Genomic DNA, 23,496 nt, shown 5'->3' with positions numbered 1-23,496 from the left:
ACCATGGACGGCATACCCGGCCCGGACGAGTTCCGGGCGCAGGCCCGCAGCTGGCTGAGGACCGTGGCGCCGGCGCGCGCCGCCCACCTGGAGTGGGGCCGAGGCGACGACTCGGTGGCCGTCTTCGAGAACTGGACCGAGGCCGAGGAACGCGCCCACACCGAGCGGACACGGGCCTGGGAGCGCATCCGTCACGACCAGGGCTGGGGCGCGCTCTCCTGGCCGGCGGAGTACGGAGGACGCGAACTCCCCGCTCACTACGAGCAGTTGTACCGCGCCGAGGAGTCCGCGTTCGACGTACCGCGGCGCACCGAGATCTTCCCGGTCACCCAGCAACTCGTCGCCCCCGCCCTGCGCATCTGGGGCACCGAGGAGCAGAAGCGGCGCCTGCTGCGCCCCCTGCTCCGCACCGACGAACTCGCCTGCCAGCTCTTCTCGGAGACCGAGGCGGGCTCCGACCTCGCCGCCGTCCGCACCCGGGCCGTGCCGGAGGAGGACGGCTGGAGGCTGAACGGCCACAAGATCTGGACCTCCGGAGCCCGGGTCGCCACCTGGGGCGTGGCCGTCTGCCGGACCGACCCCGATGTGCCCAAGCACGCGGGCATCACGGTCTTCCTGGTCCGGATGGACGCGCCGGGCGTGACCGTACGGCCCATCCGGCAGATGACCGGCGGCTCCAGCTTCAACGAGGTCTATCTGGACGACGTGTTCGTCCCCGACACCGACCGGCTAGGACCCGTCGGTGAGGGCTGGCGGGTCACCCTCACCGTGCTCGCCGCCGAACGCCTCGACTCCGGCGGACTCGGCCTCGACAACGCCGACCGCGCCCTCGACCTCGCCCGGCACCTGCCCCGATCGCTGACCGACGGGGAACGGCAGCAGGCGGCCGACCTGTTCGTCCGCGCCCTGGTCCAGCGGCTCATCGCCGTGCGGGTCACCTCGGCGCTGGCGGCCGGCCGCGCACCCGGTGCCGAGGCCTCGGTCGGCAAGCTTCACGCCACCGCGACCATGCGCGCCACCACCGACCTCGTCCAGCAACTCCTCGGGCCGCGGCTGGCCGCCGACACGGGGGAGTGGGGAACGTTCGCCTGGACCGAGCACCTGCTCGGCGCACCCGGCTACCGCATCGCCGGCGGCAGCGACGAGATCCAGCGCAACATCCTCGCCGAACGCGTCCTCGGACTGCCCAAGGAGCCGAAAGGGGCCGGGCGTTGAGCACCACGACCGAGGTGAGCGACCTCGCCGGCCGGGTCCGGGGCCGACTGACCCCACGGCACCCCGGCACGTCCCTCGGCGACCTGCACACCCTGCCGGGCGGCCACTCCGGGCTCACCTACCGCATCGCGGCGGGCCCGGTGTCGTACGTCATCAAGGCGGTGCCACCCGGCCGGCGGCCCGTCGGCCGCAACGACGTGCTGCGCCAGGCCCGGATCCTGCGCGCCCTCGCCGGATCATCCGTCCCCGTACCGGAGATTGTCGCCGTCGACGACACCGAACCGGCCTGGTTCGCCATGGAGTTCGTGGACGGCGAGGCGATCGAGCCGGTCCTCGACGAACACCGCCTCGATCCGCGACTGTGCCGGACGCGGATGCTGGCCCTGGCCGACGTGCTGCGCGATCTCCACGACACCAAGCCGCCGCAGGCCACCGAACCGCTCGACCCGGCGGGGGAGCTGGACAGGTGGAGCCGCACCATGCGCGCGGTGCCGGCCGAACTCCGGTCCGGGGCCGAGGAGGTGCTGGAGGCGCTGGGCTCCCGACTCCCGGACGCAGTCGCCCCGGTGCTCACCCACGGCGACTTCCGCCTCGGCAATGTGCTGTGCCGGGGCGAACGGCCGGCCGCCGTCGTCGACTGGGAGATCTGGGGTCTCGGCGATCCGCGCATCGACCTGGCCTGGTTCCTCCTCTTCGCCGACCACCGCAACTTCCCCCGGCTGGGCAGTGCCGTTCCCGGCCTGCCCACCGAGCGGGAACTGCTCCATGCCTACCTCGACGGCCGCCCCGAACCCCCCGCCTTCGACTGGTTCCGCGCCCTGGCCCGCACCAAGATGGCCGCGATCATGGGCCACAACCTGCGTCGGCACCGTGAGGGCACCCACCACGACCCCGACCAGGAGCGGCTGCCGCCGACCATCGCGGCGATGATCCGCTCGGCCCACGGCATCCTCGTCCGACGGCCCTGAAGGAGCGCCACCATGGATTTCGCACTCTCCCCGAGGGCCGACGAACTCCGTTCGCGCATGGCCGCGTTCATGGAGGAGTACGTCCTGCCCGCCGAGCCGGTCCACGACCGGCAGCTCGCCGAGGCCGACGACCCGCATGAACTGCCGCCCGTCATGAGGGAGTTGAAGGAGAAGGCCCGAGCCGAAGGGCTGTGGAACCTCTTCCTCGCGCACGGAGACTGGGGCGCTGGCCTCACCAACCTCGAGTACGCGCCGCTCGCCGAACTCGCCGGCCGCTCGGTGATCGGGCCCGAGGTGTTCAACTGCTCCGCACCCGACACCGGCAACATGGAACTGCTCGCCCTCTTCGGCACACCCCAGCAGCAGGACCGCTGGCTGAGGCCGCTGCTCTCCGCCGAGATCCGGTCGTGCTTCGCCATGACCGAGCCCGAGGTGGCCAGCTCCGACGCCCGCAACATCCGCACCCGGATCACCCGGGACGGTGACGAGTACGTCGTCAACGGGCACAAGTGGTACACGTCCGGAATCCTCGATCCCGACTGCCGGCTGATCATCCTCATGGGTGTCACCGACCCGGACGCGCCGACGTACCGGCAGCAGAGCATGCTGCTCGTTCCGCGCGACACCCCGGGCATCACGGTGCTGCGCGATCTCCCCATGTTCGGCTACACCGACCGCTGCGGCCACGGAGACGTGCTCTTCGAGGACGTGCGCGTGCCGGTCTCGGCGCTCCTCGGCGGCCAGGGCGAGGGATTCGCCCTGGCGCAGGGGCGGTTGGGGCCGGGGCGGATGCACTACGCCATGCGGGCGGTCGGATTCGCCGAGCGGGCACTGGAGTTGATGTGCCGCCGGACCCTGACCCGCACCGCCTTCGGCGGCAGGCTCGCCGAACAGGGCGTCGTACGGGAGTGGATCGCCCGCAGCCGCATCGAGATCGAGCAACTGCGGCTGCTGGTCCTGAAGTCGGCCTGGCTGATGGACACCTCGGGCAACGCGGCCGCCCGGACGGAAGTCGCCGCGATCAAGGTGGCCGCGCTGGAGGTAGCGCACCGGGTGGTCGACCGCGCGGTCCAGGCGCACGGGGCCGCGGGGGTCAGCGACGACACCGTCCTGGCCCGGCTGTACGCCATCACCCGGGCGCTGCGGATCGCGGACGGACCGGACGAGGTGCATCTGCGGACGGTGGCACGGCGTGAACTGGCCAAGTACCCGGAGGAGTCGGCGTGAACGGACGACAACTGGACGGCCGGGTCGCCGTCGTCACCGGCGGTTCCCGGGGCATCGGCCTCGGGATCGCCAAGGCGTACCGGGAGGCGGGTGCCCATGTGGTCATCGCCTCCCGCAAGGCGGACGGACTGGCCGCCGCACGCGAGGAACTGCTGCGGATCAAGGGGGACGGCGAGGTCCACGAGGTGGTCGCCAACGTCGGCGAGCCCGAGGACGCCGAGGCCTGCGTCGAGCAGACGATGGCCCGCCTCGGCCGACTCGACGTCCTCGTCAACAACGCGGCCACCAACCCCTACATGGGCGACCTCCTCGGCCTCGACCTGCCGCGCGCGGAGAAGACCGTACGGGTCAACCAGTACGGCATGCTCGCCTGGACCCGGTACGCCTGGCAGGCGTGGATGAGCGAGCACGGGGGAGCGGTGGTCAACATCGCCTCCGTCGGCGGGCTGATCGTCGATCCGCACATCGGCTGGTACAACGCCACCAAGGCCGCCATGCTGCACATGACCCGGCAACTCGCCTACGAGCTCGGGCCGATGGCGCGCGTGAACGCCATCGCGCCCGGACTGATCAAGACGGAGCTGGCCCGTGCCGTGTGGGAGCCGCGCGAGCCCATCCTGACCGCGAGGCTGCCGCTGCGCAGGCTCGGGACGGTGGAGGACGTGGCGCACGCCGCCGTCTTCCTGGCGTCAGAGGCCTCGGCCTGGATGACGGGACAGACCCTGGTCCTGGACGGCGGGGCGACCGTGCTGCCGATCGGGGTGGACGCGTGACGCCCGCCGAGTTGTTCTCGCTGCGGGGGCGCACGGCCGTGGTCACGGGGGCCTCCTCGGGGCTCGGGGCCCGGTTCGCCACGGTCCTCGCGTCGGCCGGCGCCGGCGTGTTCGCCGCCGCGCGGCGACCGCACAGGCTCAAGGAACTCGCCGCCGACGACCCGCGCATCCACCCCGTCGTCTGCGACGTCTCGCGCGCGGAGGACCGCGTCCGGCTGATGGGGACCGCGCTCGACGCGACCGGCCGGATCGACGTCCTGGTCAACAACGCGGGCGCGCCGGGCGCCGTACGTGCGGAGGACGAGAGCGCGGAGGACTTCGCGGGGGTGCTGGACGTGAACCTGGTGGCACCCTTTCACCTCGCGCGGCTCCTGGCCGAGGCGCCGGTTCCGGACGGCGGCCGTACCCGGTCGGTCGTGAACGTCTCCTCCGTCCTGGGGCTGGTCTCCGGCGCGCCGCTGGGAGGCGCGGCCTACGCGGCGTCCAAGGCCGGGCTCGTCGGGCTGACCCGGGAACTGGCGGGACAGTGGGGGAGGTCAGGGGTGCGGGTCAACGCGCTCGCACCCGGCTGGTTCCGCTCGGAGATGACGGACGAGCTGTTCTCCGACGACCGCTCTCGGCGCTGGGTCGAACGCGGCACCATGCTCGGACGCGGCGGCGAGCGGGGCGAGCTGGACGGGGCGCTGCTCTATCTGGCCTCGGACGCGTCCTCGTACTGCACCGGGCACGTGCTCACCGTCGACGGCGGGTGGACGGCGCGATGAGGGTCACGGTCGAGGTCGACGACGACGGGCTGGCACGGGTCGAGATGTGCCGGGGAGCGGGCAACGCCATCGACCTGGCGATGGCCCGGGCGCTGCTGGACGCCGCCCAGGAGTGCGAGAAGGCGCGGGTCCGGGCGGTGCTGCTCACCGGGCGGGGGCGGTCCTTCTGCGTCGGCGGTGACCTGAAGGAGTTCGCCGGGCTGTCGGGCGGCCGTCTGGCGGACCATCTCACCGAGGTCACCGACGCGCTCCACGGGGCGTTGCGCCTTCTCTCCGGCCTGGACGCTCCGCTGGTGGTCGCCGCGCAGGGGGCCGTCGCGGGGGCGGGGCTGGGTCTGCTCGCGGCGGCGGACGTCAGCCTCGCGTCGACCGACGCGGGTTTCACGGCCGCCTACACCGCGATCGGGTACACGCCGGACGCCGGGGTCAGCTGGGCCCTGCCCCGACTGGTCGGACCCCGACGGGCGCTGGACCTGCTGCTGACGAATCGGCGTGTGACGTCCGAGGAGGCGCTGCGGCTGGGACTGGTCGGCCGGGTCGTCGCCCCGGAGCGGCTGACCGAGGAGGCCGTGGGGACGGCCAGGGCACTGGCCCGTGGAGCCACGTCGGCGTACGGCGTGACCCGACGGCTGGTCACCCGGGCACTCTCGGCCGACCTCGCCGAACACCTCGACGAGGAGTCCCGCCACCTCGCAGCCGCGGCGGCGTCGGCGGAGGGCCGGGAGGGCGTGACAGCGTTCGTCGCGGGGCGCCGCCCGAATTTTCGGGGGCTCGATGGGGGCGGGACCGAGTCTGGGGGCGGGAACTTCCCGGGGGCGGAGGACCGTGCCATCTGACGGGGCACGGCGAGGGCCGGTGGTGCCGACGTCGGGCCGCGGCCGGCAGCAACGCTGTAGGGGCGCGTGCGGTGGCGACTGGGGCGGGCGGTGTGCGGTGGCGGTGTCGTGGGGCGGTGTGTGGTGGCGATGTTGTGGGGCGGCGTGCGGAGGCCATGCCCTCCCGGGCGGACCCCGGACTGCGGCCCTTTCCCGCGGGCCCGAGGCCACGGCCTCCCCCGCGGCATCCTGACCCCGCTCCGGTGCCGGCTCCGCGACGCGGGCTCGCCCCCATGCGCCCGACCCGCTCGTGGAGTCGGCGCCGCCCGAGCCCACGCCCGAGTCCGCCGCAGCCGACGTTCGAAACGACCCACCCCCAGCCGCAGCAACCGCCACCGCGAACCCCGGCCCTCGAAAGCCGGCCCGAGGCCCCACGCCCCGTGCCCTCCACCGCGTACCCCCGGCCCAGAAACCCGCCCCCGGCGCTCCGCCCCGGCGCCCTTCCCCGTGCCCCCGGCGCGTGCACACCCCGTCCGATCCCCGATTCGTGACCGACTTGAACTTGGGTCTACTCTCGGACGACCGGGCGGTGATCGGAATCGTCCGTGAAGGAGAGGGAGAGGCGATGGCGAGGGCGCGGATCGTGGATCCGGAGGAGGGGCCCAGGTCGAAGCGCGGCGCGATTCTCGTGGCCGCCGTGGAGCGGTTCGGGGAGGACGGCTACGAGAACACCAAGTGGTCGGAGGTGGCCGACCGGGTCGGCATCGGGCAGACCGCCCTCTACCACTACTTCGAGTCCAAGGCCCACTGCCTGCTCACCATCATGCGCCTCGAACTCCAGCGCTCCCACGACCAGTTCGTCGAGGCCACGAAGGACGAGACGGAACCGGTGGAGGAACTGCGCGCCGCCGTGCGTGCCGCCTTCGCCGTCACCGAGCAGGAGATCCGCCAGATGCGCATCCTGCAGGCGAACATGTCGCTGCTCGCCACCCCGCGGAAGTCCAAGCGCGAGGAGACCGAACGCGTCGCCGCCCGTCAGCTGGTGCAGATGGTCGAGCGGGACTGGACGAACCTGCTGATGCGCGGCATGTCCAAGGGCGCCTACCCGGTCCGCGACGCGCACACCCTCGGCCTCGCCGTCCTCGGCATGATCGTCAGCGTCTGGCGCTGGTACCGCCCGAGCGGGGCGATCCCCCTGTCGGAGATCAGCGAGATGATCGAGGGCTGCGTGGTGCGGATGGTCGCGGAATAGGCTCCGGCCCCGCCCCTTGTCGGCGGCGGGGCGGCTGCCTTACAGTCAAACTGAACTGAACTCAGGTTGTTTCAGGAGCTGAGGGAGAGCGATCGGCGATGGTGCTTCGCAAATACATGGCCAGGATGGACGGCCACGACCCGGAAAAGGCCCTCGAACTCCTGGAACCGGGCTTCCGGTTTCTCATCTCCCTCCCCAGCGGCCAGCGCACCGGCACGTCCCGCGAGGACTTCACCGGCTACCTCGCCGGCCGCGACGCGGTGGACCGCCGGCACGAGATCGTCCGGTACTCGGTCGACGGGGACGTCGAGACGGCGTACGGCTTCGTCGTCGACCAGGGCGTGACGACCGGTGCCTTCCTCTCCGCCGCGCAGGTCTCGCCCGCCGGGCTGATGGCGCGCTACCAGTCCTTCTTCACCCCCGACTTCGACCTCGTGGACCGGCCGTGAGCGCGCCGGCCACATCCGCCGCCCCGTTCCTGACCACCTGGTTCGGGATCCTCGACAGCGACGACGCCGACCGCATCCTCGACCTGATCAGCGAGGACTTCTCCTTCTCGATCCTCTTCTCCACCGGGGGCGGCGCCGGCACCGACTTCCACGGCGGACGGGCCGAGATGGAGGGCTACCTCGCCCAGCGCGAGGTGGGCGTGCGCACCCACCATCTGCTCACCGCGTCCGCCGTCGGCCGGGACGAGCTGTATCTCGGCGAGGTGCGCAGGTCGGGCGCGCCGGAAGCGACCTTCGTGGCCTCGGCCCGGCTGGACGACGAGGGCAGGGTCCGGCGGCTGCTGATCGGGCGCTCGCCCGCGGTCCTGTTCACCTGAGGAGGCGCGATGTACAACCTGGTCCTGCTGGCCGCCCGGCCGCCCGAGTGGACCCACGAGCGGTTCATCGCCTGGTGGCGCGGCGATCACGCCGAGCTCACCCGGCGGCTGCCCGGTCTCAGGTCCTGGCGGCACACCGACCTCGACGCCGCCCTCGAACCGCGCTCGGAGGGCTGGGACGGCGTCTCCGTGCTGAGTTTCGACACCCCCGAGGACCTGCGCACGGCACTCCGGAGCCCCGAGTGGGCGGCGGCCGTCGCCCAGGTCGGCGACATGCGCGGACGCCGGATCGCCGTCATGGGCGGCGAGACGGAGATGTACGGCGGCTGAGCACGCCCGGGGCGCGTCCCGGGCCGACCCCGCCCACCCTCCTACGCGCGGTGGGCCCTTCGCGACGAGGCGAGGAAGCGGATGCGACAGACAGTGCGGGAGTTCCAGGAACGGTCCGAGCAGGCCGACTTCACGGCCGTCGTCGACGATCACGGACGCCACGGCGCGCGCGATCTGCTGCGGCGGGCGAGTGGGCTGGCCGAGGCGATGACGCCGGCCGGCACCCCGGGCGGCACCGTGCTGCTGCAGGCCGACAACTCGTGGCGCACGGTCGCCGCGACGCTTGCCGTCGGACGGACCGGCGGGGTCCTGGCCCTGGTCAACCGGCACACCACCCGCGCCGAGTTCGCCGCCGCCCTGGAGGACATCCGGCCCGACGTCCTGATCGCCGAACCGTCCGCGATCGAGGACTGGGGCGGCGCGGGAGCGCTGCCGGGTGCGGCGGCGACGGAGGCGCTCGACGGCTGGACCGTCCTCGCCGGCCGGGGCCCGCGCGATGTCTCCCGGTGGTCCGGCGGTGCCGTCATCGGTCTGACCTCCGGCTCCACCGGGCGTCCCAAGGGTGTCGTCCAGTCGGAGAGCGCCCTGCGTTACGCGTGCTCCTGCACTGTGGACGTCAACGGTCTGCGCGAGGGGGACGCGGTGGCCGCCGTCGTCCCGCTCTCCTCCACCGCCGCCTACTGCTTCGGGGTCTGCCTCGCGCTGATGCTGGGCGGGCCGCTCGTGCTGTCCGGGCGGTGGGACCGCGAGGACGCGCTCGCGCGGATGGCCGCCCATGACGTCCGGTGGACGATGTGCGTGCCCACCATGGCCCTCCAGATGGGTTCCGCTGCCGCCGGTTCCAAGGTCCTCGACGGGGTCCGCTCGATCACCGTCGGCGGCGGCCCCATGGACCGCGGCGCCCTCGCCCGTGCCGAACGCTCCCTGGGGACGACGATCCTGCGCGTCTTCGGCATGTCGGAGTGTCTCGGCCACACCTCGCCCCTGCCCGACGACCCCGAGGAGGTCCGCCTCGGCCGCGACGGACGGCCCTTCCCCGGCACCGACCTCCGGGCCGTGGCCGCCGACGGCGCCGTCCTGGGGCCCGGCGCGACCGGTCGCGCCCAGGTGCGCGGCCCGTCCCTCTTCCTCGGCTACGCCCGCGACGGCAAGGTCGAACCGCCGGCCCTCACCGCGGACGGCTTCTTCCCCACCGGCGACCTGCTGATGACCGCCGAGGACGGCACGGTCACCGTCATGGGCCGGGAGAAGGACGTCATCATCCGCGGCGGACGCAACCTCGACATCACCGAGATCGAGCGCGCCGTCGCCGCCCACCCGGCGGTGGCGCGCGCCTGCGTGGCCCCCGTACCCGACCCGCTCCTCGGCGAACGCGCCGCCGTGCTCGTGGTGGTGGAGGACGGACACGACGGACTCGGCCTCGACGAGATCACCGCGCACCTCGCCCGCACCGGCCTGTCCAAGGCCAAGTGGCCCGAGTTCCTCTTCACCGTCCACGAGCTGCCGCAGACCACCGTCGGCAAGCTCGACCGCTCCGGGGCCCGTGCGCTCGTCCACGAGCTGCACGCGGGGCTCGCCCCCCACCCCGAACAGCACCGCCGAGGAGATGCATGACCACCCCCACCACCCACACCCCCCGTTTCGACCGCGGCCGTTGGGCGCACGCCGGACCCGAGACCGTGGGACCCGGCGTCCACCGCGTTCCGCTCCCGCTGCCGGACGACGGACTGCGCGCCGTCAACGTCTACGCGCTGGAGGGGCTGACGGAGGGGCTGGTCCTGGTCGACGGCGGGTGGTCGGTCCCCGAATCCCGCACGGCACTTGAGGACGCGCTGGGCGAACTCGGTCACGACCTCGGCGAGATCAGCCATGTCCTGGTGACCCACATCCACCGGGACCACTACACCCAGGCCGTCGAACTGCGCAGGCTGCTGGGCTCCCGGGTCTACCTCGGCGCGGGCGAGCGGCGGGGCCTGGAACTGCTCGGCGAGTTGCGCACCGACGAGCCGGTCGGCTCGCTGGCGACCCTGCGCCGGGCCGGTGCCCACGAACTCGCCGAGCGGGTCGCCGCGATGTACGACGGCGACTTCGACGCCACCGTCTGGGAGGCACCCGACCGCTGGCTCCAGGCGGAGGAACTCCACTTCGGCGACGTGCGCCTGACGGTCGTTCCGACACCCGGCCACACCCAGGGCCATGTCGTCTACCTCGACCAGGCACGCGGACTGCTGTTCTCCGGTGACCATGTCCTGCCGCACATCACCCCCTCCATCGGCTTCGAACTCGGCGGTCCCGCGCTGCCGCTCGGCGACTACCTCGACTCACTGCGGCTGATGACCACACTCGCGGACGCCCGGCTGCTGCCCGCGCACGGCCCGGTCGGCGACAGCGTGCACACCCGGGTCGGGGAACTCCTCGCCCACCACGACGACCGTCTCGCCGAGACGCTGGCTGCCCTCGACGGCCGTACCAGGACCGCGTACGAGGTGGCGGGGGAGCTGGGATGGACCCGCCGAAGGGTCCCCTTCTCGAAGCTCGGACCCTTCGACCAGATGCTCGCCGTCAACGAGACGGCGGCGCACCTGGACGTGCTGGTGGCCCGGGGAAGGGCCGAGCGCACACGAACCGACGAGGTCAATCGGTATACGGCCGTGGGTGGTTGACGGGTCCGCTCACCGGGCGGTCCAGCCGCCGTCGACGTAGAGCTCGGACCCGGTCATGAAGCTCGACTCGTCCGAGGCGAGGAAGGCCACGGCGGCCGCCACCTCCTCGGGCGTGCCGAGCCGGCCGAGCGGCGTCCCCTCGAGCATCGCGGTCAACCGGGGTGTGTCACGCCACAGTTCGCGCGAGCGCGGTGTCTCGATGAACCCGGGATGCAGGGAGTTCACCCGGACGCCCCGCTTCGCCCAGTGCAGCGCGGCGTTCTTCGTCATCAGACGTACGGCGCCCTTGGCCGCGTGGTACGAGAACTGGGCGCCGAACCCGCCGACCGTGCCGAAGATCGACGCGACGTTGACGATGGAGCCGCCGCCGGCCCGCTCGATGGACGGCCCGGCGTGTTTCATGCCGAGCCAGACACCGGTCTGGGTCACCCCGAGGACCTGCTCCCAGGACTCCATGGTCTCGGTCACGACGGTGTTCATGCTGGCGATGCCGGCGTTGTTCACCAGCACGCACAACTCGCCCCGCCGGGCGGTCGCCTCGGCGACGGCCTCCTGCCAGGCCGCCTCGTCCGAGACGTCCAGGGCCAGCCCCAGGGCGCCGCCCCCTACCTCCTCGGCGAGCTTCTCGCAGCGGTCGGCGTCGAGGTCGGTCACCACGACCGCCGCGCCCTCGGCCGCGAGCCGGCGCACGACGGCGTCGCCGATGCCTCCCGTGGCACCGGTCACCAGCGCGGTCTTCCCTGCCATCCTGGAGCCCATCGGATCCCCTTGCCTCTCGGCCGTGTCGGTGGTGGTCAGTTCCGTACGCCGAGCCAGGCGAGGGCGCCGCCGTCGACGACGTACGACGACCCCGTGATGAACGCGGCGTCGTCTGAGGCGAGGAAGCACGCCAGCGCGGCGACCTCCTCCGGCTGTCCGAGCCGCTCCACCAACTGGGGCGCGGTCAGCTCGCGTTCGGCGGCCTCGGGATCCGCGGCGGCGGCGAGGAAGTCCCGGGTGAGCCGCGTCTCGATGACACCGGGACAGAAGCAGTTGCAGCGCACCGGCGCCAGGTCGACGGCGGTGACCTTGGTCAGATGGATGACGCCGGCCTTGGTGACCCCGTAGGCGGGCGCGTTGGCGAAGCCGGTGAGGCCGGAGACAGAGGCGGTGTTGACGATGGCGGGACCGCGCGTGGAGCGGCGCAGATACGGCGCGGCGAACTTCGTCGTCAGCCACACCGCCTTGAGGTTGACCTCGTAGACCGCGTCCCAGACCTCCTCCGGGAGGGAGTCGACTCCGCGGTCCGGTTCGGTCGTGAACGCGGTCTCGATCACCCCGGCGTTGTTGACCAGGACATCGAGTCCGTCGAAGTGCTCCGCGGCCCGCGTGACCATGGCGGCGATGTGGTCGCGGACGCGCAGATCGCAGACGATGGGCTCCGCGCGGGCCCCGGCGGCGCGCACCAGGGCCGCGGTCTCGGTGGCGGTCTCCGCGTCGCGGTCGGCGACGGCCACGGCGGACGCGCCCCGACGGGCCAGCTCCACGGCGATCGCCCGCCCGATGCCCTGCCCCGCGCCGGTGACCAGCGCGGCCTTGCCGTCCAGGGAACCCACCGCTGAGCCCTCCCGAGTCCGACCTACGACATGAACTGAACTAGCTTCATTTTCTCGGAGTCTACGGTCGGTTGAGCGGGGGCGACAAGCCCCGGGCGGACTGAACCCGATTCCGGCCGTGGTGGCGAATCAGAGCCGCAGGACCACCAGGGCGGTGTCGTCGGTACTGCCGGTCGCGGGGAGGAGGTCCGCCAGCAGGGCGTCGGCCAGGGGTTCCGGGTCCGCCTTGCGGTGGCGGGCGAGGGCGTCGGCCAGGCGGGCCAGGCCGACGTCGATGTCCTCGTCGCGCCGCTCGATCAGCCCGTCCGTGTAGAGGACCAGGGTGGCGCCCTCGGTGAAGGACACGGTGGCCTGCTGGCGGGGGAGATGCTCCGGGCGGGCGCCGAGCGGCGGGTCGGTGGCCTGGTCCAGGAAGGTCACGGTGCCTTCGCGGTCCACCAGGGCGGGCGGCGGGTGACCGGCGCTGCTGTAGGTGATGGTGTGGCTGTCCCAGTCGACGAAGGTCTTCACCGCCGTCGTCGACTCGGCGCCCTCGACATGGCGGGCGTACAGTCCCAGCGCGTCCAGTGCCTGAGCCGGTCCCTCCACGACCCGGGACGCCGAGCTCAGCGCGCTGCGCAGCTGTCCCATGACGCACGCGGCCGCGAGCCCGTGGCCGACGACGTCACCGACGGCCAGCGCGATCCGGTCGCCCTGGGTGGGCAGGTCGACCAGGTCGTACCAGTCCCCGCACACGTTCAGCGCGCCGATGGCGGGCCGGTAGCGCACGGCCGTCCGGTGCTGCTCGATCGGCCGCGGGGCGGGCAGCAGTGCCGCCTGCAGCGCCAGCGCCACCTCACGCTCCCGGGCGTGCGCCTGGCGCAGACGTTCGTTGACCTCCTGCAGCTCACGCGCGCGTGTGTAGAGCTCCGCCTCCAGCACACGGGCCTGCCGGTCGCTGCTTCCGGTGCCCCCGCGGGCCCGGATGAGCTCCGTGACCTCCTCCACCCGGTGCGCGATGAGGGCCACTTTCCCGTCCGGGCCGAGGATGGGCGCGTTGACCGGGCTCCAGTAGTGCTCGTGCCAGTGCCCGGGCCGCTCCGGGTCTTCGATGTCGTAGCGCTGCAGCGCCATCGTGTCGCGCTCGCCGGTGGCGACCGCGCGCAGCATCGAGGCCTTCACGTCGCGCATGCCGGCGGCCGCCGGGTCGTTCGGGTTCTCCGGGAAGACATCGAAGATGTAGCGGCCCACCAGCTGCTCGCGGGTGCGTCCGGACAGGCGCTGGAAGTCCTCGTTGGCGTCCGCGTACACCAGGTCGGGGGTCAGCAGGGCCACCATGCCAGGGAGACCTCGGAAGACCGCCGCGTAGTCGATCTGCGGTTCCGTCATGCACTGCCTGCCTCGCCCCGAGCCGTCATATGAGTGATTTTCCACGATAGAGGGCAAAAGGCCACGGGGGTGCTCGAGTGCTCCGTCCGGTGTCCGCAGGTTGACGCGGCGACGGCGGAACCCGGCGGCCGTACTCACCCGGCCGTCCGCCCTCCTGGGATCGGTCCCGCTCGGCTACCCTGACCCAGGAGGTGGCCAAGTGGCTGAAAATGAGCGGGAGTTGGCGGAGTCGACCACGGTGGTGGTGATCGGCGCGGGGCCCGCCGGCATGACGGTCGCCAACCTGTTGCGGCGCAGCGGCGTCGACTGCGTGGTTCTGGAACGCCGCAGCCGCGAATACGTCGCGCAGCGGCAGCGGGCCGGCATCGTGGAGACCCGGGCCGTGCGTATGTTCGACTCCTGGGGGCTGGCCGACCGGGTCCTGGGCGGAGTCCCCTACGACGGAATCCTCGAGTTCCGGGTGGACGGCGATCGTCACTTCGTGTCCGACGGCGACGGCTCCGACGGCCCGGCCGCCCAGCTCTGCCCCCAGCAGGTCCTGGTCCAGAAGCTCACCGCCCACTATCTCGCCGACGGCGGCGACCTGCGCTTCGAGGCGGCCGACGTCTCCCTGCACGACCTGACCGGCGAGCACCCCACCGTCCGCTACCGCGGCCCCGACGGCACGCTCCACACCCTGACCTGCGCCTTCGTCGCCGGCTGCGACGGTGACCACGGCATCAGCCGCGCCACGGTCCCCGCCGGAGCCCTCACCGCCCACGCCTTCGACCACGGCATCGGCTGGCTCACCGTCCTCGCCGACGCACCGCCCCCGGCCCACCCCCTCCTTGCGGTCAGCCCCCAGGGCTTCGCCGCGCACTTCCCGCGCGGCCCGCGCAGCAGCCGCTACTACCTCCAGTGCCCGCCCGACGACCACCCCGACGCCTGGTCCGACACCCGCGTCTGGGACGCCCTGCGCACCCGCCTCGGCGACCCGGCGCTGCCCTCCGGCCCGATCACCGACCGGGAGATCTTCCGGCTGCGCAGTCTCGTCCACGACCCGATGCAGTACGGCCGTCTCTTCCTGGTCGGCGACGCGGCGCACATCGTCTCCCCGATGGGCGGCAAGGGCATGAACCTCGCCCTCTACGACGCCGACGTCCTCGCCCGCGCCGTACGCGACTTCGCGCACGACCACGACGACACCGGCCTGCGCGCCTACTCGCGCCGCTGTCTGCGCCGCGTCTGGAACGACCAGGAGTTCTCCCACTGGCTGACCCGCACGGTCCACGACGCGGGCGACGACACCGACGCCGGGCCGTTCCTGAAGCACCTCGCCCGCGCCCGCCTCGAGCGGCTCTTCACCTCACAGGCCGCGGCCGGCGCTTTCGCGGAACTCATGACGGGCCTTGATCCGGAGGCCAATTCCGTCGGTTCCTGAAAACGCCGAACGCGCTTTTCCCGGGCCTTCGTGATCTTTCCGGGGGCCCATTGTCAGTGGTACGTCCTACTCTCGCCATATGACCTACAGCGTCTGGCACAGGGGCCTCGGTATCACGCTCGATCTGACCGAGGCCGATCTCGGGCACCCCGAATACCCCCGGCTGCTCGACGAGATCTACGGCAATTACCAACCGGATCTTCTCTACTGCCTGGAAGCCCATGAGGACGAGGGGTTCATCTGCCCCGGCTTCATGACCATCCGCAAGGTCAACGGCCGTCCGCACGCGATGCATGTGGCAAAAGGGGAACGCCCCGAGACGAAGGCGGAAAGCGATCTCCACAAGGCGCTGGGGGAATACACGGCCGAGGTCGCGTCGGGCGAGGGATTCCGTGTGACACGACCGGCGGCGGGCGAGCAGGGAAAGGGCCGCGTGGACGTCACCGTGGAGGGCGCCGACAGCCATCGGCTCGCCTACGAAATCCAGCTCGCCGCGATAGCGGGCGGCTCCGTCGACGACCGCACCCGGATGACGCGACGGGCGGGGCTGACCCCGCTGTGGCTGGTCAACAACGAGAACGCGATACCGATCGACCGCGCCCCGTGGGCCCGGCTGAACGTGCAGAGCTGGCGCGACGTCTCCGACCGTGCCGCCCTCCCGGTGCGCGGCGGGATCAAGCAGCTGCACATGTCCCGCTGCGACTGGAGCAACCCGGTGCCCTGCCCCCAGCAGGGCGCGGGCCGGTGCGGCGGCCGGCACGCGCTGTGGGAACCGGTCCGGGGTCTGTACTACGAGGACGTCATCCGGCGCACCGCCACGGGTGAGCTCGTCTCCCTGTATCTGCCCCGTCCCTCGGGCCGGCGCGGCTGGCACATGTGGGTCACCCCGAACGACAAGGAGGAGTTCCTCGAGGGCCGGCCCGAGCCCGTCCCGGGCATGGTCGTGCCGACGGCTCGGCCCGCGACCGGCGCGGAGCGGCGCGGGGAGGGGGCCGCCGGGGGCGTGCGGGCCGAGCTGACCGGGGCGCTGGACGACGAGCGGCCCATCGACGCCTCGCTGTGGCACACCGAGCCGGGACCGTCCGAGTTCTCCCGCCCTTTCGTCGTGGGGGAGTTCGTCATACCGGGCGATTTGGTCGCCGCCCGGCGCACCTTCACCCGGGCCCTGGAACACGCCGCGGACATCGCCGCGCACCTGCCGAGCGGCGCGGACATCGCGGCGGGCCGGGCCGAGATCACCGGCGAGCAGCGGGAGCGACTGGCGGACGCGCGGGAGCGGTGCCGGCGCCTCGCCGAGGAGATGCACACGCACCCGTGGTGGGAGACGATCGGCGACCGGCACGCCGCCCGTGACGCGCTGACGTACGCCGCGACCCATGACAGCGCCTCGTCCTGGACTGTTCGTCCAGGAGTTGGACCGGTAGTCTACGGTTCGTGACGGATGACACCGACGACGCGGACGACACGGGTGCCACGGGTGAGGGGGCCCTCGACGCCGAGCGGGACGCGATCCTCGCGGCGCTGCGTCCGGTCGTCGAGGGGATCGTGGCGACCTTTGGGCCGGTGTGCGAGGCGGTCCTGCACGACTACCGCCACCCGGAGCACTCGGTCGTGGCCGTCGCCGGTTCGGTGACCGGGCGGGCCGTGGGCGGCGCGATGAGCGAGATCGGCCTGCGCGTCCTGGCTCGCGGCGACCGGGCCGAGGACGAGCTGAACTACGTCACCCGCACCCCCTCCGGCACGCTGGTCAAGGCGTCCACGATGGTGCTGCGCGATTCCACCGGAGCGGTCTTCGGCGCCCTGTGCCTCAACGTCGACGTCACCGCCGTCCAGGAGGCCCACGCCCTGCTCGGCGCGCTGTCCGGGGTCGCCGCCGGCGCGGCCGAGGCGCCGGTCACCACCTTCGGCAACGACATCGACTCGGTCGTCGACGCCCTTCTCGACGCCCACCGGATCGGGCGCAACCGTCCCTGGGCCGCCCTCGACCGCGCCGAACGCCTCGACCTGTTCCGCGCCCTCGACGACCACGGCGTCTTCGCGGTGCGCCGCGCCGTCGAACAGGTCGCCGGCAGCCTCGGCATCTCCCGCGCCTCCGCGTACAGCTATCTCTCCCAGTCCCGCGCCGCCTCCGCCCCGACCACGGCTGCAGGACGCGCGGCCCGTGCCGCCTCCGCTCCGACCACGGCTGCAGGACCCGCGGCCCGCGCCGCCAGCGCTCCGACCACGGCTGGAGGACCCCCGGCCCGTGGCGTCACCGCCCCGACCACCGCGGCCCGCGCCGCCTCCGCCCCGACCACCCGTGGAGGACCCGCGGCCCGCGCCGCCGCCACCCCGACCACCGCTGGAGGACCCGCGTGACGACCACCACCCCGCCCGTCACCCTCGACACCGTTCGCGACGCGGCGGCCCGGCTCCGGGGCGTCGTCCACCGCACGCCCGTCCTGCGCTCACGTACCCTCGACGCCCTCGTCGGGGCCGAGGTCCACCTCAAGTGCGAGAACTTCCAGCGCGTGGGTGCCTTCAAATTCCGCGGCGCCTACAACGCCGCCTCCCGGCTCACCCCCGAACAGCTGGCCCGGGGCATCGCCGCCTACTCCTCCGGGAACCACGCCCAGGCCGTCGCCCTGGCCGCGCGTGAACTGGGCACCTCGGCCGTCATCGTCATGCCCGAGGACGCCCCCGCCTCCAAGCGGGCGGCCACGGAGGGCTACGGCGCCGAGATCGTCACCTACGACCGCTACACCGAGGACCGCACCGCCGTCGCCGAAGCCCTCGCCGGCGAACGCGGCCTCGCGCTCATCCCGCCCTACGAGCACACCGATGTCATGGCGGGACAGGGCACCGCCGCTCTCGAACTCCTGGAAGAGGCAGGAGAGTTGGACGCACTGATCGTGCCCGTCGGCGGCGGCGGGCTGATCGCCGGGAGCGCCACCGCGGCCAAGGGCGTCAGCCCCGGCATCCGGGTGACCGGCGTCGAGCCGGAGGCCGGGGACGACACCAAACGGTCCCTGGACGCGGGCCGGCGCGTCACCATCCCGGTGCCGCGCACCATCGCCGACGGGCAGGCGCTGGAGACGCCCGGCGAGCTGACCTTCTCCGTCAACCAGCGGCTCGTCGACGGAGTCGTTCTCGTGTCCGACGACGAGATCAGCGCGGCGATGCGGTTCGCGTTCGAGCGGCTGAAGATCGTCGTCGAGCCGAGCGGCGCCACCGGTCTGGCCGCGCTGCTCGCCGGGCGGGTGGATGCGCTGCCCCGCCGGGTCGGTGTCATCGTCTCCGGCGGCAATGTGGACGCCGACCGATTCGCCCGGCTGTGCGGCCGGGCGGCGACGTCATGACCAGAACTCGTCCCCCCGTTCGAGGTCCTCGACACACTCGTCGAGATCGGTGATCTTGTCACCGACGATCCGGAAGACGATGCATCCGTCCTCGTCGATCCGCTTGTCGCCGCGCTGGGCGGTGACATGGTGCATGGAGACGGCATGGCCGCGGCCGTCCACCAGGATGTTGCGCAGTTCGACCTTGAAGGTGCCGCCCGTCTCCTCGTAGAGCCGGCGGTAGTAGTCGAGGATCGCGTCGATCCCCTTGCAGTCGCCGGACAGCTGGTGGCTGCCGGGCACGTGGTGTGTCGCGTCGCTCGTCATCATCGAGCGCAGGGTGTCCATGTCGCCGCGTGAGAAGGCTTCGTAGCCCGTGCGGACGAGTTGTGCGTGAGGGTGTTCAGCCACGGTGATCGCCACCTTTCTGGTGGTTCGGCGATTGCGGCTTCCAGCCGTCATTCTGCGCTCACCCGAATGGCGGTGTCGACCGCACGGGCGGACGATGGTGGCGTGGGCGGGGCTCGCAATGGAGGGAGCCGACATGATTGAGATCAAGGCCATCGACAAGCCCGACGAGCGGCGCGACTTCCCGCGCGGACACCTCGAAGCGGTGCACATGTCCGGGCTGGACTTCGCCGTTGGCACCTTCGAACCCGGCTGGCGCTGGTCCGAGTCCGTAGGTCCCATCGCCGGAACGAAGAGCTGCGAGGTCCACCACAACGGGTACTGCGTCTCCGGTCGTATGCGGCTGCGCATGGACGACGGCGCCGAGCAGGAGGTCGGACCGGGCGACGTGTTCGTGGTGTCACCGGGCCACGACGCCTGGGTGGTCAGCGACGAGCCGTGCGTGGTCTACGACTTCGCGGGCCAGATGGCGACGGAGTACGCGAAGGCGAAAGGCTGAAGGGCAGGGACCGACCGCGGGGTGGAGCCCGCTCACACCGTGATGACGATCTTCGCGCGGGCGTGCTCCACCTCCAGGTGGCGAATGGCCTGAGCCGCCTCGCTGAGGGGGAACACCCGCTCCACGACAGGGGCGATCTTCCCGGACTCGACCAGCCTCCGCAGCTCGGCCAGATTCGCCTTGCTCTGCTTCGCCGGGAGTTCCACCAGCCGTTGGCGCGCGAAGGGGGCGATCGCCCGGCGCTTGAGGAACAGTCCCATCGGCCCGACGAAGCTGCCGCCCTCGTACATGCCTCCGCCGGACAGCACGAGGGTCCCGGTGGGAGTCAGGGCGCGCCGGAACTCGGCCAGGGAGCGGTTTCCCACCAGATCCAGAACGACGTCGTACGGTCCGCCGCGGGTGAAGTCCTCCTCGGTGTAGTCGATGACGTGGTCGGCTCCCAGCGAGCGGACCAGATCGACGTTGCGTGTGCGGCACACGGCGGTCACCTGTGCGCCGTACGCCTTGGCGATCTGCACGGCGAACGTGCCGACGCCGCCGGAGGCACCGTTCACCAGCACGGTCTCGCCGGGATCCACCTGGGCCACGTCCCGGATGCCGATGAGCGCGGTGTTGGCCGCCAGCGGGACCGCGGCCGCCTGCTCGAAGGTGAGGTTGGCGGGCTTCACGTCCACGGTGCTCTCCGGGGCGCACACGTACTCCGCGAAGGCGCCGTCGGCCTCGCCGAAGACCTCGTCCCCCGGCTTGAGCGAGGTGACGCCGGCACCCACCGACTCCACCCGCCCGGCGAAGTCGCGGCCCCTGATGCGCTGCTTCGGCCGCAGCAGGCCCATCATGGGACGGGCGAGCTTCGGGTCGCCGTGCAGGAAATGCCAGTCGTAGGCGTTGACCGAGGCCGCGTGCACCCGCACCAGCACCTCGCCGTCGGCGGGCTCCGGCCGGGGCGTCTCCCCGTACTCCAGCACGTCCACCGATCCGTACCGGTCCTGCATGATCGCCTTCATCGCTTCCCCCTCCGCCACCGGCGAGCGTAGGGAAACGGAGCCCCGGGCGACATAGGGGAGATGCCCTAGTTCCCGGGGATGAGCCCGCTGCCCGGCCCGAGCCGACGCGCGGCCCGGTGCTCAGACGGGCAGCAGCCGGCCGACCAACGCGCCGAGCTGGCGGGCGTTGCGGCACTCGTGCATCTCCACCAGCTCGGCGTACTCCGGTGCCGCGGAGTCTCCCGTGCCCCACTGGGTGCGCGGCTCGGGGTTCAACCAGTAGACGCGGCGGGCCCGTTCCCCGATGTGGCGTACGGCCGCCAGGTTGGGGTCGCTCATGTTCGTCCGGGCGTCGCCGAGCACGAACACCGTGGTGCGGGGGCCGACCGCGTCGCCGTAGCGTTCCGCGAACTCGCCCAGCGCGACGCCGTAGTCGCTGCTGCCGTGCCAACCCGTGAGTGTCGCCTCGGCCCGCATACGGGCGCTCAGGCCCTCGGCGTCCGCGGCGCCGTGCTCCAGCAGCCCGGTCACCTCGTCGATCCGGTTGACGAAGGCGAACACCCGCACCTTGCTGAACTGGTCGTGCAGCGCCTGCACCAGCAGCATCGTGAAGTCCGAGAACCCCGACACCGAACCCGACACATCGCACAGCAGCACCAGCTCGGGCCGGACCGGACGGCGCCTGCGCAGCACCGGCTTCACCGGCACCCCGCCCGTCGACAGCGAGCCGCGCAGGGTGCGCCGCAGATCGATGCTGCCCCGCGCGGCCCGGCGCCGTCGCGCCGCGAGCCGGGTGGCGAGCTTGCGGGCGAGCGGCTGCACCGTCCGGCGCAGCTCGGCCAGCCGGTCCTTGCCGGCGTACAGGAAGTCGACCCGGTCGGGGGTGGTGGCCACCGCGCGCCGGGCGAGCTGGTCCCGGTCGCGCCGCTCGGCCACCCGTCGACGCGCCTCCGCCGCCACCAGCCGCCGGAAGGCCTCGATGCGCCGCCGGATCTCGTCGTCCAGCAGCCGGTCGGTGAACTCCGAACCGCCGCTCGTGGCGCGGACGTCGTCCCGGACCCGGGCGAACAGCGTCTGCGGGCGCAGCCGTTCCAGCGTCTGGTACGACGACCAGCCGTCCGACCCCGGCGCGGTGCCGTACCCGCCGAAGCCGTCGACCGCCTCCGCCGCCAACCGCCCCAGCAGGGCGAGGTCGTCGGCGGCGAGGGCGGCCGCGAGACGGTCGCGCAGGTCGTCCCGGTCCGCCGGCCCGGTCTCGGGCGCGCCGATGCCGCGCGGGAAGTACAGGTCGAAGACCGGGTCGAACACCTGGCGTTGGGCCGGGCCGTGCAGCAGCGTCGCCGCCAGCCCCTCCCGCAGCAACTCCCGGTCGGTCAGCCCCAGTTCGGCGACGGCCTGCGCCGCGTCCACGGTCTCGCCGGTGCCGATCCGCATACCGTGCGCCCGCAGGGCCCCGACCAGCGAGGTCAGCCGTTCCGCGACGCCCGGCGCCGTCACACCGCGTCCAGGTCGAGCTTGGCGGCGGCCTTGAGGACGTCGTCCTGGTGCTTGAGGAGCACGCCCAGCGTTTCGCGGACGACGGTCTCCTCCAGGGTGTCGGCGCCGAGCGCGAGCAGGGTGCGCGCCCAGTCGATGGTCTCGGCGACCGAGGGGACCTTGCGCAGGTCCATGGCGCGCAGCGCGCCCACCACCCGGACCACGGAGGTGGCCAGCGCCTCGTCGAGGCCGGGCACCTTGAGCCGTACGATCCGGCGCTCCAGCTCCTCGTCCGGGAAGCCGATGTGCAGGAACAGACAGCGGCGGCGCAGCGCCTCGGACAGCTCACGGCTCGCGTTGGAGGTCAGGACGACGAAGGGGCGCCGGGTGGCGGTGATCGTGCCCAGTTCGGGGACCGTCACCTGGAAGTCGCTGAGCACCTCCAGGAGCAGGCCCTCCACCTCGACGTCCGCCTTGTCGGTTTCGTCGATCAGCAGCACCTTGGGCTCGTCGCCGCGGATCGCGGTCAGCAGCGGGCGCGTGAGCAGGAACTCCTCGCTGAAGATGTCGGTGCGCGTCTCGTCCCAGGTCTCGTCGCGGCCCGCGCTGATGCGCAGCAGTTGCTTGGCGTGGTTCCACTCGTACAGCGCCCGGGACTCGTCGACGCCCTCGTAGCACTGCAGACGGACCAGCCGTGCCCCGGCGACCTCGGCCACCGCCTTGGCGAGCTCCGTCTTGCCCACCCCGGCCGGGCCCTCGACCAGCAGCGGCTTGCCGAGCCGGTCGGCGAGGAAGACGGTCGTGGCCACGGCCGGTGAGGCGAGGTAACCGGTGGCGGCGAGACGCGCGGAGACGTCGTCGACGGACGTGAACAACGGGGCCTCCAGGTGGGCGGCGGTACCGGGTCTACTATCTAAGCGCTTGTTCAGCGCTTGTGTCACCCCGGAATCCGCAGCTCCGGCCTGTACACCGATCGGTTTCCTTCGGCGGTTTCGGGAGGTACGCTCCCCGTATGGCCACGACAGACAAGGCGTCCACCAGGGATCGGCTGCTCGACGCCGCCTCCGAGCTCTTCTACCGCGACGGTGTCTCCATCGGCGTGGAGGCGCTGTGCCGGACGGCGGGAGTGTCGAAGCGGTCGATGTACCAGCTCTTCGCCGGCAAGGACGAGGTCCTCGCGGCCAGTCTGGAGCGCCGCGCGCCCGGCTACGCGGCCCAGCTCACCCCCGGCCCTCAGGACGCCGACACCCCAAGGGAACGCATCCTCTACGTCTTCCGGCAGGTGGAAAGCCTCTCCGCCGAGCCGGAGTACCGGGGCTGCCCCTACCTCGCCGCCCTCGTCGAGCTGAAGGACCCCGAGCACCCGGCGAGCGTGGTCGCCCGGGAGGCCAAGCTGCATCTGCAGAACGTCTTCCGTGCGCAGGCGGAGCTGGGCGGCGCCGCGGACCCCGACCTTCTCGCCCGCCAGCTGATGCTGGTCTTCGACGGCGCGAGTGCCCGCGCGGGCGCCCGGATCGAGACCCTGGACGACCTGACCACGGCCACCGTGACGACCTTGCTGGACGCGGCCGGCATGCGCTGAGCGCTCCGCTGGGAA

At 72.4% G+C, this 23,496-nt stretch carries 24 protein-coding genes and 1 pseudogene; 18 read left to right on the top strand and 7 right to left on the bottom strand.

Annotation, left to right across the window (positions count from 1 at the left end):
- Positions 1–3 precede the first annotated feature (3 nt).
- The 12 genes from ACWCQ1_RS20335 (at position 4) to ACWCQ1_RS20280 (ending at position 10,833) form a co-directional block, all read left to right on the top strand.
- Positions 4–1,215 carry an acyl-CoA dehydrogenase family protein gene (locus ACWCQ1_RS20335; RefSeq protein ID WP_451027047.1) on the top strand — a complete coding sequence of 404 codons (1,212 nt, stop codon included), beginning with the start codon at positions 4–6 and terminating at the stop codon, positions 1,213–1,215.
- Positions 1,212–2,183 (top strand): phosphotransferase family protein, encoded by a 972-nt coding sequence (locus tag ACWCQ1_RS20330; RefSeq protein ID WP_451027046.1) that lies wholly within the window; start codon positions 1,212–1,214, stop codon positions 2,181–2,183. The genes ACWCQ1_RS20335 and ACWCQ1_RS20330 overlap by 4 nt, the downstream gene beginning before the upstream one ends.
- A gap of 12 nt (positions 2,184–2,195) precedes the next feature.
- Positions 2,196–3,410, top strand: a complete 1,215-nt coding sequence (locus ACWCQ1_RS20325) for an acyl-CoA dehydrogenase family protein (protein ID WP_358598973.1) — start codon at positions 2,196–2,198, stop codon at positions 3,408–3,410.
- Complete coding sequence (locus ACWCQ1_RS20320) at positions 3,407–4,183, top strand: SDR family oxidoreductase (RefSeq protein WP_358598976.1); 777 nt, start codon at positions 3,407–3,409, stop codon at positions 4,181–4,183. The genes ACWCQ1_RS20325 and ACWCQ1_RS20320 overlap by 4 nt, the downstream gene beginning before the upstream one ends.
- Positions 4,180–4,947 (top strand): SDR family NAD(P)-dependent oxidoreductase, encoded by a 768-nt coding sequence (locus ACWCQ1_RS20315; RefSeq protein ID WP_358598979.1) that lies wholly within the window; start codon positions 4,180–4,182, stop codon positions 4,945–4,947. Before ACWCQ1_RS20320 ends, ACWCQ1_RS20315 begins: the two co-directional genes overlap by 4 nt.
- Positions 4,944–5,783, top strand: coding sequence for an enoyl-CoA hydratase-related protein (locus ACWCQ1_RS20310; RefSeq protein ID WP_451027045.1), 840 nt, complete (start codon positions 4,944–4,946; stop codon positions 5,781–5,783). Before ACWCQ1_RS20315 ends, ACWCQ1_RS20310 begins: the two co-directional genes overlap by 4 nt.
- Before the next feature lie 604 nt (positions 5,784–6,387).
- Positions 6,388–7,014, top strand: a complete 627-nt coding sequence (locus ACWCQ1_RS20305) for a TetR/AcrR family transcriptional regulator (RefSeq protein WP_133049417.1) — start codon at positions 6,388–6,390, stop codon at positions 7,012–7,014.
- A gap of 98 nt (positions 7,015–7,112) precedes the next feature.
- Complete coding sequence (locus tag ACWCQ1_RS20300; protein WP_451027044.1) at positions 7,113–7,463, top strand: nuclear transport factor 2 family protein; 351 nt, start codon at positions 7,113–7,115, stop codon at positions 7,461–7,463.
- A complete protein-coding gene (locus tag ACWCQ1_RS20295) occupies positions 7,460–7,840 on the top strand; it encodes a hypothetical protein (protein ID WP_358598986.1) in 381 nt (126 codons plus the stop codon). Before ACWCQ1_RS20300 ends, ACWCQ1_RS20295 begins: the two co-directional genes overlap by 4 nt.
- 9 nt (positions 7,841–7,849) lie before the next feature.
- Positions 7,850–8,170, top strand: coding sequence for an EthD family reductase (locus ACWCQ1_RS20290; RefSeq protein WP_133049420.1), 321 nt, complete (start codon positions 7,850–7,852; stop codon positions 8,168–8,170).
- 81 nt (positions 8,171–8,251) lie between these two features.
- The gene (locus ACWCQ1_RS20285) at positions 8,252–9,784 is read left to right on the top strand and encodes a class I adenylate-forming enzyme family protein (RefSeq protein ID WP_358598989.1); all 1,533 of its coding nucleotides are present in this window, start codon (positions 8,252–8,254) and stop codon (positions 9,782–9,784) included.
- Entirely contained in the window at positions 9,781–10,833 is a 1,053-nt protein-coding gene (locus ACWCQ1_RS20280) for an MBL fold metallo-hydrolase (RefSeq protein ID WP_133049422.1), read from the top strand. Before ACWCQ1_RS20285 ends, ACWCQ1_RS20280 begins: the two co-directional genes overlap by 4 nt.
- A 9-nt stretch (positions 10,834–10,842) precedes the next feature.
- Here ACWCQ1_RS20280 and ACWCQ1_RS20275 read toward each other — a convergent pair whose 3' ends face one another.
- The 3 genes from ACWCQ1_RS20275 to ACWCQ1_RS20265 all read right to left on the bottom strand — a co-directional run bounded on the left by ACWCQ1_RS20275 (position 10,843) and on the right by ACWCQ1_RS20265 (position 13,796).
- Positions 10,843–11,580: an SDR family NAD(P)-dependent oxidoreductase gene (locus ACWCQ1_RS20275; protein WP_451027043.1), complete on the bottom strand. Its 738-nt coding sequence runs from the start codon at positions 11,578–11,580 to the stop codon at positions 10,843–10,845.
- 47 nt (positions 11,581–11,627) lie between these two features.
- Positions 11,628–12,428 carry an SDR family NAD(P)-dependent oxidoreductase gene (locus ACWCQ1_RS20270; protein ID WP_133049424.1) on the bottom strand — a complete coding sequence of 267 codons (801 nt, stop codon included), beginning with the start codon at positions 12,426–12,428 and terminating at the stop codon, positions 11,628–11,630.
- 129 nt (positions 12,429–12,557) lie between these two features.
- Complete coding sequence (locus ACWCQ1_RS20265) at positions 12,558–13,796, bottom strand: PP2C family protein-serine/threonine phosphatase (RefSeq protein WP_358598998.1); 1,239 nt, start codon at positions 13,794–13,796, stop codon at positions 12,558–12,560.
- Positions 13,797–13,995: 199 nt separating this feature from the next.
- Between ACWCQ1_RS20265 and ACWCQ1_RS20260 the strand changes: the two genes are divergently transcribed.
- The 4 genes and pseudogenes from ACWCQ1_RS20260 to ACWCQ1_RS20245 all read left to right on the top strand — a co-directional run bounded on the left by ACWCQ1_RS20260 (position 13,996) and on the right by ACWCQ1_RS20245 (position 18,554).
- Positions 13,996–15,216, top strand: coding sequence for a 4-hydroxybenzoate 3-monooxygenase (locus ACWCQ1_RS20260; protein ID WP_358599001.1), 1,221 nt, complete (start codon positions 13,996–13,998; stop codon positions 15,214–15,216).
- Positions 15,217–15,295: 79 nt separating this feature from the next.
- A complete protein-coding gene (locus tag ACWCQ1_RS20255; protein WP_451027042.1) occupies positions 15,296–16,654 on the top strand; it encodes a hypothetical protein in 1,359 nt (452 codons plus the stop codon).
- Positions 16,651–17,358, top strand: a pseudogene (locus ACWCQ1_RS20250) (helix-turn-helix transcriptional regulator); the annotation flags it as partial. The gene ACWCQ1_RS20255 and the pseudogene ACWCQ1_RS20250, both read left to right, overlap by 4 nt.
- Positions 17,359–17,570: 212 nt before the next feature.
- Positions 17,571–18,554, top strand: coding sequence for a threo-3-hydroxy-L-aspartate ammonia-lyase (locus ACWCQ1_RS20245; RefSeq protein WP_358599006.1), 984 nt, complete (start codon positions 17,571–17,573; stop codon positions 18,552–18,554).
- Here ACWCQ1_RS20245 and ACWCQ1_RS20240 read toward each other — a convergent pair.
- Positions 18,549–18,944, bottom strand: coding sequence for a nuclear transport factor 2 family protein (locus ACWCQ1_RS20240; RefSeq protein WP_208779989.1), 396 nt, complete (start codon positions 18,942–18,944; stop codon positions 18,549–18,551). The genes ACWCQ1_RS20245 and ACWCQ1_RS20240 overlap by 6 nt on opposite strands.
- A gap of 133 nt (positions 18,945–19,077) precedes the next feature.
- Between ACWCQ1_RS20240 and ACWCQ1_RS20235 the strand changes: the two genes are divergently transcribed.
- Complete coding sequence (locus ACWCQ1_RS20235) at positions 19,078–19,440, top strand: cupin domain-containing protein (protein WP_133049431.1); 363 nt, start codon at positions 19,078–19,080, stop codon at positions 19,438–19,440.
- Between the two features lie 32 nt (positions 19,441–19,472).
- Here the strand turns inward: ACWCQ1_RS20235 and ACWCQ1_RS20230 are convergent, their stop codons facing one another.
- From ACWCQ1_RS20230 to ACWCQ1_RS20220, 3 genes are all read right to left on the bottom strand, one after another.
- The gene (locus tag ACWCQ1_RS20230) at positions 19,473–20,444 is read right to left on the bottom strand and encodes an NAD(P)-dependent alcohol dehydrogenase (RefSeq protein ID WP_358599010.1); all 972 of its coding nucleotides are present in this window, start codon (positions 20,442–20,444) and stop codon (positions 19,473–19,475) included.
- Positions 20,445–20,564: 120 nt separating this feature from the next.
- Positions 20,565–21,920 carry a vWA domain-containing protein gene (locus ACWCQ1_RS20225; RefSeq protein WP_451027041.1) on the bottom strand — a complete coding sequence of 452 codons (1,356 nt, stop codon included), beginning with the start codon at positions 21,918–21,920 and terminating at the stop codon, positions 20,565–20,567.
- Positions 21,917–22,774, bottom strand: coding sequence for an AAA family ATPase (locus ACWCQ1_RS20220; RefSeq protein ID WP_133049433.1), 858 nt, complete (start codon positions 22,772–22,774; stop codon positions 21,917–21,919). Before ACWCQ1_RS20220 ends, ACWCQ1_RS20225 begins: the two co-directional genes overlap by 4 nt.
- Positions 22,775–22,911: 137 nt before the next feature.
- Here ACWCQ1_RS20220 and ACWCQ1_RS20215 point away from each other — a divergent pair, with 137 nt between their 5' ends.
- Complete coding sequence (locus tag ACWCQ1_RS20215; protein ID WP_451027040.1) at positions 22,912–23,481, top strand: TetR/AcrR family transcriptional regulator; 570 nt, start codon at positions 22,912–22,914, stop codon at positions 23,479–23,481.
- The last annotated feature ends 15 nt before the right edge of the window (positions 23,482–23,496 follow it).

Source organism: Streptomyces sp. NPDC002144 (genome assembly GCF_053593695.1).
The sequence above is the reverse complement of the archived record's forward strand: the minus strand, read 5'-3'. Positions and strand labels throughout refer to the sequence as shown.